General features: G+C 65.8%; 10 protein-coding genes. All 10 read left to right on the top strand.

What is annotated here, in order from left to right; genetic code table 11:
- Positions 1-371: 371 nt before the first annotated feature.
- The 10 genes from ACTOWJ_RS28080 (at position 372) to ACTOWJ_RS28035 (ending at position 9,527) form a co-directional block, all read left to right on the top strand.
- Positions 372-641, top strand: a complete 270-nt coding sequence (locus tag ACTOWJ_RS28080) for a hypothetical protein (RefSeq protein ID WP_441337934.1) — start codon at positions 372-374, stop codon at positions 639-641.
- A 482-nt stretch (positions 642-1,123) separates the two neighbouring features.
- Entirely contained in the window at positions 1,124-2,839 is a 1,716-nt protein-coding gene (gene gspE, locus ACTOWJ_RS28075) for a type II secretion system ATPase GspE (protein WP_441337938.1), read from the top strand.
- A gap of 63 nt (positions 2,840-2,902) precedes the next feature.
- Positions 2,903-3,412 carry a hypothetical protein gene (locus tag ACTOWJ_RS28070; RefSeq protein ID WP_441337933.1) on the top strand — a complete coding sequence of 170 codons (510 nt, stop codon included), beginning with the start codon at positions 2,903-2,905 and terminating at the stop codon, positions 3,410-3,412.
- Positions 3,413-3,463: 51 nt separating this feature from the next.
- On the top strand, positions 3,464-4,681 hold the full coding sequence (gene xpsF / locus ACTOWJ_RS28065) for a type II secretion system protein XpsF (RefSeq protein ID WP_441337932.1): 1,218 nt from the start codon (positions 3,464-3,466) through the stop codon (positions 4,679-4,681).
- Between the two features lie 456 nt (positions 4,682-5,137).
- Complete coding sequence (gene gspG, locus ACTOWJ_RS28060; protein WP_441337931.1) at positions 5,138-5,572, top strand: type II secretion system major pseudopilin GspG; 435 nt, start codon at positions 5,138-5,140, stop codon at positions 5,570-5,572.
- 95 nt (positions 5,573-5,667) lie between these two features.
- Entirely contained in the window at positions 5,668-6,180 is a 513-nt protein-coding gene (gene xpsH / locus ACTOWJ_RS28055; protein ID WP_441337937.1) for a type II secretion system protein XpsH, read from the top strand.
- Positions 6,177-6,671: a type II secretion system protein XpsI gene (gene xpsI / locus ACTOWJ_RS28050; RefSeq protein WP_441337930.1), complete on the top strand. Its 495-nt coding sequence runs from the start codon at positions 6,177-6,179 to the stop codon at positions 6,669-6,671. The genes xpsH and xpsI overlap by 4 nt, the downstream gene beginning before the upstream one ends.
- Entirely contained in the window at positions 6,668-7,345 is a 678-nt protein-coding gene (locus ACTOWJ_RS28045; protein WP_441337929.1) for a prepilin-type N-terminal cleavage/methylation domain-containing protein, read from the top strand. Before xpsI ends, ACTOWJ_RS28045 begins: the two co-directional genes overlap by 4 nt.
- Positions 7,342-8,358, top strand: coding sequence for a general secretion pathway protein GspK (locus tag ACTOWJ_RS28040; protein ID WP_441337928.1), 1,017 nt, complete (start codon positions 7,342-7,344; stop codon positions 8,356-8,358). The genes ACTOWJ_RS28045 and ACTOWJ_RS28040 overlap by 4 nt, the downstream gene beginning before the upstream one ends.
- Entirely contained in the window at positions 8,355-9,527 is a 1,173-nt protein-coding gene (locus ACTOWJ_RS28035; RefSeq protein ID WP_441337927.1) for a PilN domain-containing protein, read from the top strand. Before ACTOWJ_RS28040 ends, ACTOWJ_RS28035 begins: the two co-directional genes overlap by 4 nt.
- Positions 9,528-9,530: the final 3 nt, after the last annotated feature.

Genomic DNA, 9,530 nt, shown 5'->3' with positions numbered 1-9,530 from the left:
ATCCATCAGGGCCAGCGGGCATTCGCGCCGCACAACAGGCCGGATATAAGACCGCAGTCCTGCTATCTGACCATCATCCGATCAACGGCTTGCTTTCCCGGAGGCGCCCATATAAGACCTTCCCTAGAGGGAGCGGCTCCTCTGGAAAGGCTGCGGGTGGTAAGTCAGAGGCTGTGAAGCAGTCGGAGTCCACAAGTCTGCGTGACAAGCGATAGGTCTGTTTTTTTCAATCTTTGAGAAGTGCCGTGAATATTATTAGAGTAATTTTGTTTGCGCTTATTCTCCTTGTGCTGAGAGTGCTCGTTAGTTTCGTTGCTCCGGGCCCGGCTGGGGGCGAGGAGCTTACTTCCGAGGTTTTTTCTGGATACTTGGTGAGCTATTTGCTGGATGCAATCATTGTGATTGCGCTGTTCGCAAGGCTCGCTCAAGTGCAGGTGAAGTTTCTATATGTTCACGCCTTTGCTGTGGTTGTATTGCAGGAGATCCTGGGTGTTGCGCTGCTGTTTGCAATTGGTGGATCAAATCCTCATTCCCAGCTCTGGTTGATCGATTGGTCTGTTCTGGTGGTTTCGGTTTTTCTGGGTATTAAGTTGGGGCGGTGGTGCGTCTTCGTGGAAAGGAAGGCGGACCTGCCAGATTGATCGCTGTAGGCGCAAAGTGTGCTTGTGCTTTTTTGCAATCGTAATTTTTGCCCACGATCTGGTGATCTGTGTGCAGGCAACAAGAGGGTGTCCATCTGGCGCCTACTTATGCGGCAATGAGCCTGAGCGGTGTGCGTTGGCAGGTGGTCGACGGCCCGGTGTTCGCTCCCTGAACCGGGCCCCCATGCGCGTCAGGACGTATCGACGAATGCACTTCCCGGCACACGAGTCGGAAATGTGACAGCCCCAACAGTCTTTCCACATTTCCCTCCTGAATCCGATCTTGCGAGACAGGACGCCGACAGGATCGGGGAAATTTGCCGGCCAAACCCCCAGCCAAGGAACCGAATCGGCTCGCCGGAGTCTGGTAGAGACCGTGAACGAAACTGCTAAAGTCCAGGGTTCACGCGCAGGAGGGTGACGTGAACGCAGTAGCTCAGACATCCAGTGAATCCAGCACGGCCAGCGGCTCCGCTCCGGTCGTGGCGGGTTCTGTCGAATCCATCCAGGCGGCGGTCGACGCCCGCATCGTCGATACCCTGGTGGCCAAAGGCCGACTCAAGGAGCCCGACCTCGCGCGCGCGCGACGGCTGCAGGAGGAAACCGGCGGCAGCCTGCTGGCGCTGCTTTCGCGGCTGGGGCTGGTCTCCGAGCGCGACCACGCCGAGACCGTCGCCGCCGCCTTGGACCTGCCGCTGGTCAGCATCAAGGACGCGCCGGAGCTGCCGCCCGAGGGGGTGGTGCTGACGCCCAAGTTCATGAAGCAGTTCGCGGTCTGCCCGGTCGGCGAGAGCGAGCGCACCGTCGAGGTGCTGATGGCCGATCCGCAGGACGCCTATCAGATGGACGCGCTGCGTCTGGCCACCCAGCGCGAGATCAAGCCCTATGTGGCGCTGCGCTCGGAAATCGGCGATCTGATCGAGCGTTGGCACGGCCAGGGCCGCAGCGCGATGGGCGCGATCGTCGAGACCGCCGAGGGCGAGGGCTCGGGCGATATGGACGATGTCGAGCATCTGCGCGACCTCGCCTCCGAAGCGCCGGTCATCCGCCTGGTGAACCTGGTGATCCAGCGTGCGGTCGAGCTGCGCGCTTCGGACATCCACATCGAACCGTTCGAAAACCGCCTGAAAGTGCGTTACCGCATCGACGGCGTGCTGGCCGAGGGCGAAAGCCCGCCGGCCAATCTCACCGCGGCGGTGATCAGCCGCATCAAGATCATGTCCAAGCTCAACATCGCCGAGCGCCGCTTGCCGCAGGACGGCCGCATCATGCTGCGCGTGCAGGGCAAGGAGCTCGACCTGCGTGTGAGCACGGTGCCGACCGCGCACGGCGAGTCGGTGGTGATGCGATTGCTCGATCGCGAAACGGTGGTGTTCGACTTCTACAAGCTCGGCTTCACCGACGAGTTCCTGCCGCAGTTCCAGAAGGTGCTGGACCAGCCGCACGGGATCATGCTGGTGACCGGCCCGACCGGCTCGGGCAAGACCACCACGCTGTACACCGCGCTGAGCAAGCTCAACACCAGCGACGTCAAGATCATCACCGTCGAGGACCCGGTCGAGTACCAGATCGAGGGCATCAACCAGATCCAGGCCAAGCCGCAGATCGGCCTGGACTTCGCCCACGCGCTGCGCTCGATCGTTCGACAGGATCCGGACATCATCATGATCGGCGAAATGCGCGATCTGGAGACGTGCAAGATCGCGATCCAGTCGGCGCTGACCGGTCACTTGGTACTCAGCACGCTGCACACCAACAACGCCGCCGGCGGCATCACCCGCTTGCTCGACATGGGCGTGGAAGACTATCTGCTGACCTCGACCATCAACGGCATCCTGGCCCAGCGGCTGGTGCGCAGGCTCGAACCGACCCACGCCGAGAAGTACCCGGCCTCGCCGGAAGAGATCGAAAAATTCAGCCTGCGCCGTTACCAACCCGAGGGCGAGATCTGTCTGTATCGTCCGCGTCCGTCGGCGGCCGCGCCCAGCGGCTATCACGGGCGCACCACGATCATGGAATTTTTGGTCATGAACGACGAGCTGCGCCGCGCGGTGATGCGTCACGCCGGCATGGGCGAGATCGAGCAGATCGCGCGCGAGACCGCGAACATGCGCACCATGTACGAGGACGGCATCGTCAAGGCGATGGCCGGGTTGACCACGATCGAGGAAGTGTTGCGGGTGACCGAGGATGCGTGATCGCGCGGAGCGGCTCGCTTGCGCGCGGATTGTTCGACAACGACGACAACAAGGAGAGAGTCGATGAAACGTTGGATGCAGGCGCTGGTGTGTCTGGGGTTGCTGGTGGTCGCGTCGTGGGCCCAGGCCGGGCTAGGGGCGAAGACGATTTCCACCCAGGAGTTCGATCCGGGCGGCAGTCTGGTGTTTCAGGCCAAGTCCGAGGACGTCGCGGCCGCGGCCAAGGCCTTCCTCGCCGAGAAGAAATGGAAAGTGCTGTACGAGGGCGCTGAACTGCCGAAGAAGAACCACGGCATGTTCGCCAACACCCGCGGCTTCACCGGCCGCAGCACCGACAAGGAAGCCTGGGCGAAGGCCGGCGAGGCCGGGCTCAAGCCCACCGCCTATCTGCAGGCCAAGACGCCGACCAGCGCCTTCAGTTTCGGCGCGGAGTTGTTCTTGGTGGTGTACGAATCCGGCGACGGCGGATCGATCGTCTCGATCGCCGGCTCGACCAGCCAGATGCTGGAGAAAAAGAAGCTGGAAGGTTATATCGGCGAGATCGTGACGGCGTTGAACGAAAAACTGGATTGACGGCGAACGGCGGCCCTCGCCTGCGCCATTGGGATCGGATCGGATAGACACATGCCTGTGTTCCACTACAAAGCACTTAACGCCCGCGGCGAGTTGCTCGATGGCCAGATGGAGGCCGCCAGCAACGCCGAGGTCGTGCAGCGCCTGCAGGAACAGGGGCATCTGCCGGTCGAGGCCAAGCTGGCCTCGGAGGCGGGCGCGTCCTCGTCGTGGAAGGCGCTGTTCAAGCCCAAGCCGTTCACCGGCGCGCGGCTGGGCCAGTTCACCCAGCAGCTGTCGACCCTGCTCGGCGCCGGTCAGCCGCTGGACCGTGCGCTGACGATCCTGCTGGACCTGCCCGAAGACGAAACCGCCAAGAGCACGGTCGCCGACATCCGCGATGCCGTGCGCGGCGGCACCTCGTTGTCGGTGGCGCTGGAGCGCCAGCACGGTACGTTCTCGCGCTTGTACATCAACATGGTCCGCGCCGGCGAGGCCGGCGGCAATCTGCACGAGACTCTGTCGCGGCTCGACGACTATCTGGAACGCAGCAGGCTGTTGCAGGGCAAGGTGATCAACGCGTTGATCTATCCGGCGATCCTGCTGTGCATGGTCGGCGCCAGCCTGTTGTTTCTGCTCGGTTACGTGGTGCCGCAGTTCGGCGCGATGTACGAAAGCCTGAACGCAGAATTGCCGATGTTCACCCGGGTGATCCTGTGGCTGGGGCTGTTCGTGCGCGGATGGTGGGTCGTGCTGATCGCGATCCCGGCGCTGGCGATCCTGTGGTTCGATCGCAAGCGCCGCGATCCGGTGTTCCGCGAGGCGCTCGATGCGTGGCTGCTCAAGCGCAAGTTCGTCGGCGCGCTGATCGGCAAGATCGAGACCGCGCGGCTGGCGCGCACATTGGGCACCCTGGTGCGCAACGGCGTGCCGCTGATGACCGCGATCGGCATCGGCCGCAACGTGCTCAACAACCGGGTGCTGGCCGCCGACGTCGACGCGGCCGCCGAAGAGGTCAAGAACGGCGTGGCGCTGTCGACCGCGTTGTCCAAGGGCAAGCGCTTTCCGCGTCTGGCCCTGCAGATGATCCAGGTCGGCGAGGAATCCGGCGCGCTCGATGCGATGCTGATGAAGACCGCCGAGACGTTCGAGCAGGAAACGGCGATGGCCCTGGACCGCATGTTGGCGGCGCTGGTGCCGATCGTCACCGTGGTCCTGGCCGGTATCGTCGGCGGCGTCGTGATGGCGGTGCTGTTGCCGCTTTACGACCTTACCAACTCAATCGGCTGACCATGACAAGACCGCGCTTGTACCCAGTCGCCGCGAAGAACCTCCCGTCCCCGCGCCCGCATCCCGAAGCCGAGATCAAGCGCCAGCGCCTGTGCCCCGAAGCCCAGACCCAGCGCCAGCGCCAGCGCCTGTACCCCGAAGCCGCGACCCCGCGCCCGCACCCCTTCGCCGCGACGAAAAACCCGGCCCCGCCTCGGCCCGGCCGTGCAATTGCCGCCCTGCGTCACGTCCTTCCGCCTGTTCATGCAGCGGCGTTGAACGCAGGCTGTACCGGGCACCGGGTCGGGGCGATTCCGGCGAACTTTGGCAATCGGCGCGGAACAGAATCCTTGCAACCCCATCCGCGCTCGCCGGACGTTGACGCTTCAGTTGACCCAGGCCGCGCTGCGCCCCCTCGACAACGTCCGCTTCGCGCGGGCGCGAACCAGTAACCCACCTCTACGGATGACGACGACGATGCGTAACCTCCGCTCCAAGACCCGCTCCCCGTCCCCCGCCCGCCGCCAGCAGGGCATGAGCCTGATCGAAATCATCATCGTGATCGTGCTGATCGGCGCGGTGCTTGCCTTCGTTGGCAGCCGGGTGATCGGCGGCAAGGACCGCGCAGACTTCAAGCTCGGACAGGCGCAAGTGAAGACCTTGGCCAGCAAGATCGATCAGTTCCAGATGGACACCGGCCGTTTGCCCAGCACGCTCGAAGAACTGACCAAGCAGCCCGCCGACGCGAGCGGCTGGCTCGGTCCGTACGCCAACGAGGGGGAACTGAAGGATCCGTGGGGCCGTCCGATCGACTACCGTCAGCCGGGCGAGAGCGGTCCTTTCGACCTGATCAGTCTGGGTAAGGACGGAAAGACCGGCGGCAGCAGCACCGACGCCGACATCAAGAACTGAGCCACCCCGCGATGATGCGCCGACGCTACGAGCCCTCCGCCCGAGGAGGGCGCGAGGGACGAGCCGAGGCGCAGGCCGCGGCTGCGCGCGTCGCGCTGGGCGGGGCATCCGTCGCATCGCACGCCGCCAACGTTTTTGCGCCGGGACACGCCGGCCCGAGCGCGCAACGCGGCGTGTCGTTGTTGGAACTGCTGATCGTGATCGTGCTGATCGCCGCGATAGGCGTGCTGACCATGGCCACCATGAACGGCGGCGTCGCCGGCATGCAATTGCGTTCGGCCTCCAAGGAAATCGCCGCGCAGTTGCGCTACACCCGCAGCCAGGCGATCGCGACCGGCCGCTCGCAGAAATTCATCATCGATCCCGGCGCCCACACCTGGACCGCGCCGAACGGGCGCAGCGGCGATATTCCCAGGTCGATCGGCATCGTCTTCACTGGCGCGCGCGAAGTGCAGCCGCGCCGCGGCGAAGGCGCGATCCAGTTCTTCGCCGACGGCGCCTCCACCGGCGGGCGGGTCAAGCTCAGCGCCAAGCAGGCGGCGTGGAACGTCGACGTCGCCTGGTTGACCGGCGAAGTCAGGCTCAAGCGTGGCGAGGCGCCGCGATGAGCGCGCCGCGCGGGTCATCGCTCATTGCATCCTCGCGTCCGCGAGGCGGGGCTGGGCTGTCTCGCGCGTCGTCGCCGTCGCGCCAGCGCGGCTATACGCTGCTGGAAGTGATCGTCGCGTTCGCCTTGCTGGCGATGGCGCTGACCTTGCTGCTCGGCACCTTGTCGGGTGCGGCCAGGCAGGTGCGCTGGTCCAGCGACGCCGGTCGCGCCGCGCTGTACGCGCAATCGCTGATGGATCAGGTCGGCGTGGGTCAGCCGATCAAGCCGGGCCAGCGCAGCGGCGATTTCGAGAACGGACGCTATCGCTGGACGCTCGGCATCGCCCCGTGGCGCGATTCGCTGCCGGCTTCCAACCAGCCGATCGATCCCAACGCGATGCGCCTGTTCGAAGTGCAACTGGCGGTGGAGTGGGGCGATGGCGGCCCGGCCCGGCGTCTGTTCCTGCGCACCCTGCGCAGCAGCAACGCCTCCAACGAGGTGTCGTTATGAGCTGCGCCGCGCCGATCCGTCGCGCGCGCGGTGCGTCCTCGCGCGGCTTCACCTTGATCGAAGTGCTGCTGGCGATGGTCTTGCTGGTGGCCGGTCTGGCCCTGGCTTTCGCGACGTTGACGGCGGCGACCAAGACCGCCACGCGCGGCGAGTCGCTGGCTCAGCGCAGCGAGCGCGAGCGCGCGGTCGAGGGTTTCTTGCGCAAGCGCATCGCCGCGACCCGGCCGATCCCGTTCGCCTTCGATCAGAGCACCGCGGTGCCGCAGCGCTTCGTCGGCGAGCCCGATCGCCTGCGTTTCGTCGCCGATCTGCCCGATTACCTGGGGCAAGGCGGCCCCTATCTGCACGATTTCGCGATCGAGAGCGATGGCGATCAAGCGCGGATCGTGCTGCAACTGTCGATGGTGCTGGCCGGCGAGACCATCAAGGACGAACGCGAACGGCCGCCGGAGCTGCTGGTCGAAGGGCTCAAGTCGGCGCGCTTTCGCTATCGCTCGCTCGATCCGCAGCGCGGCGAACTGGGCGAGTGGCAGGAACGTTGGCCCACGCCCGAGCAATTGCCGCTGTTCGTCGAAGTCACCCTGACCGATCGCGACGGCCGCGCCTGGCCGCCGCTGGTGGTCTCGCTACCGTTGGCCAGCGCCTCCGGCGGCGGCTTCGTGCCGGAGCTGTGATGGATAACGTCATGGTTTCCCCGGATGCTTGCAGGACGCGCCGCGGGCGTGGTGGCTTGGATGCCGGGGATGGGGTGAGTGTCGTTTTTGAGAGAACTTGCGGTGCGGGCGATGGGAGAGTTGTCGCTTCTAAGAAGACGCGCGGTGCGGCGCTTCTTTTGGTGCTCTGGTTGGTCGCCTTGCTGACCGCGCTGATCGGCGCGTTCTCCCTGACCGCGCGCACCGAGAATCTGCAGGGCCGGGTAATGGTGCGCGGACTGGTGGCGCAGAACGCCGCGCGCGCCGGGCTGGAATACTCGCTGATCCGGGTGGCGATCACCGATCAGAAACTGCAGTGGCAGCCCGACGGCCGCCCGCACCGCTGGCGTTACGCCGATGCGCAGTTGGAGATCAAGATCGTCGACGAGAACGGCAAGATCGATCTCAATCAGGCCGACGCCGCCTTGCTGACCTCGCTGTTGCAGGGCGCCGGCAAGCTGGAGCAGTCCGAAGCGGCGCGACTGGCCGGGGCGATCATCGACTGGCGCGACGCCGACACGCTGACCCAGCCCGCCGGCGGCGCCGAGGATGCCGACTACGCATCGGCGGGACGGCCTTACGGCGCCAAGGATGCGGAGTTCGAAAGCGTGGCCGAACTGGAACAGGTACTGGGCTTCACCCCGCCGCTGTATGAACGTATCGCGCCGCACGTCACGGTTTACAGCGGACGCACCCGGCCCGAACAGGCGTTCGCGTCCAAGGAAGTGCTCGATGCTATGGGGTTGAACGGAAACGACTTGGTACGACAACGCGAAAGAAACCAGCCGGGATCACAATTGCCGGGTGCCGGAGGCGATGGCGTCGGCGGCGGTCTCGTCGGCGAACGCAGCGGCACCTATAGTATCGACAGCCGTGCACGGCTAGCGGATGGCCGCGAATCGGTGTTGCGGGTGGTCGTGCGAGCGGGAGGGGGGGCGGTTCCAGGACTGCCATACACCCCGCTACGTTGGGAGGAGGGAGCTTCATCACGATGAACTCGCAGGTTGCCGAAGGCCGGTTGGGCAACAACCGGTTGAGAAGTCTTAGCGCGCGGCTTGCACCCGGAGCGGGCGGCTTTTTCTCATGGTGGGGACGCACGCTCGCGTCCTGGCTGCCGCTGCGCGCGCGCCAGGCCTTGGGCGTGGACCGTGGCCGATTGTTGTTGCAGGTCGACGGCGATCAGGTCCATCTGCGCCTGCAGCAGGCCGGAGAGCTGCGCGATCTGGCGGTGCTGCCCAGCCTGGCGGCCCTCAACGTCGCCGGCGAAGCGGTCGTCGCCGATCCGCTGGCGCCGCTGTTGCCGCCGCGCATCGGCGATCTGCCGCGCTGGCTGCTGCTGCCGCCGGCCGCCAGTCTGCGCCGGCGTCTGACCCTGCCCGCGGCCGCGGCCGAACGCCTGCGCGATGTGGTCGGGTTCGAAATCGACCGCCAGACCCCGTTCACCGCCGACGCGGTCGCATTCGACGCCCGCGTGATCGGCCGCCGCGACAGCGACGGTCAGCTCGATGCCGAACTGGTCGCGGTGCCGCGTCAGTCGCTGGACCCGCAGCTGACCGCGATCGGGCCGCTGGCCTCGACCCTGGCCGGCATCGAAGTGTCCGGCACCGACGGCGTCCCGCTCGGCGTGAACCTGCTGCCGCCGGCTCAGCGCCGCACCCGCAGCGATCCGTTCCGGTTCTGGAATCTGGCCCTGGCCGCGGTCGCGATCTTCGCGCTCGCCGCGGCGATGTGGCAGGTGCTGGAAAACCGCAGCGACGCGATCAAGACCCTGCAGCAGACCATCGCCAAGAACGCCAACGCCGCGCGCCAGGCCGCGACCCAGCGCCAGCAGATGGTCGACCTGATCGAAGGCCAGGCCTTCCTCGACCGCACCCGCGCCGCGCGCCCGAGCACGGTGGAAATCATCGACGAACTCAGCCGGCGCATGCCCGACACCACTTATCTGGAAAAACTCGCGATCGAAGACGAGAGCCTGTTGATGATCGGCCTCAGCCGCGAGGCGTCCTCGCTGATCGGCAAGTTGCAAGGCACCAAGCTGTGGCGCTCGCCGGCGTTGACCGGCGCGGTCCAGCCCGATCCGGCGACCAGCCGCGACCGCTTCACCCTGACCGCCGAGATCGGTCCGCCGAAGGCGCAGAACGCGGAGGCCGCGCGTGGCCCCTAATCC

Origin of the sequence: Lysobacter sp. CA199 (assembly GCF_052078715.1) — a bacterium.
GTDB lineage: Bacteria > Pseudomonadota > Gammaproteobacteria > Xanthomonadales > Xanthomonadaceae > Lysobacter.
Note: the sequence above shows the minus strand (reverse complement) of the source record. Positions and strands in the feature narration are given on the sequence as shown.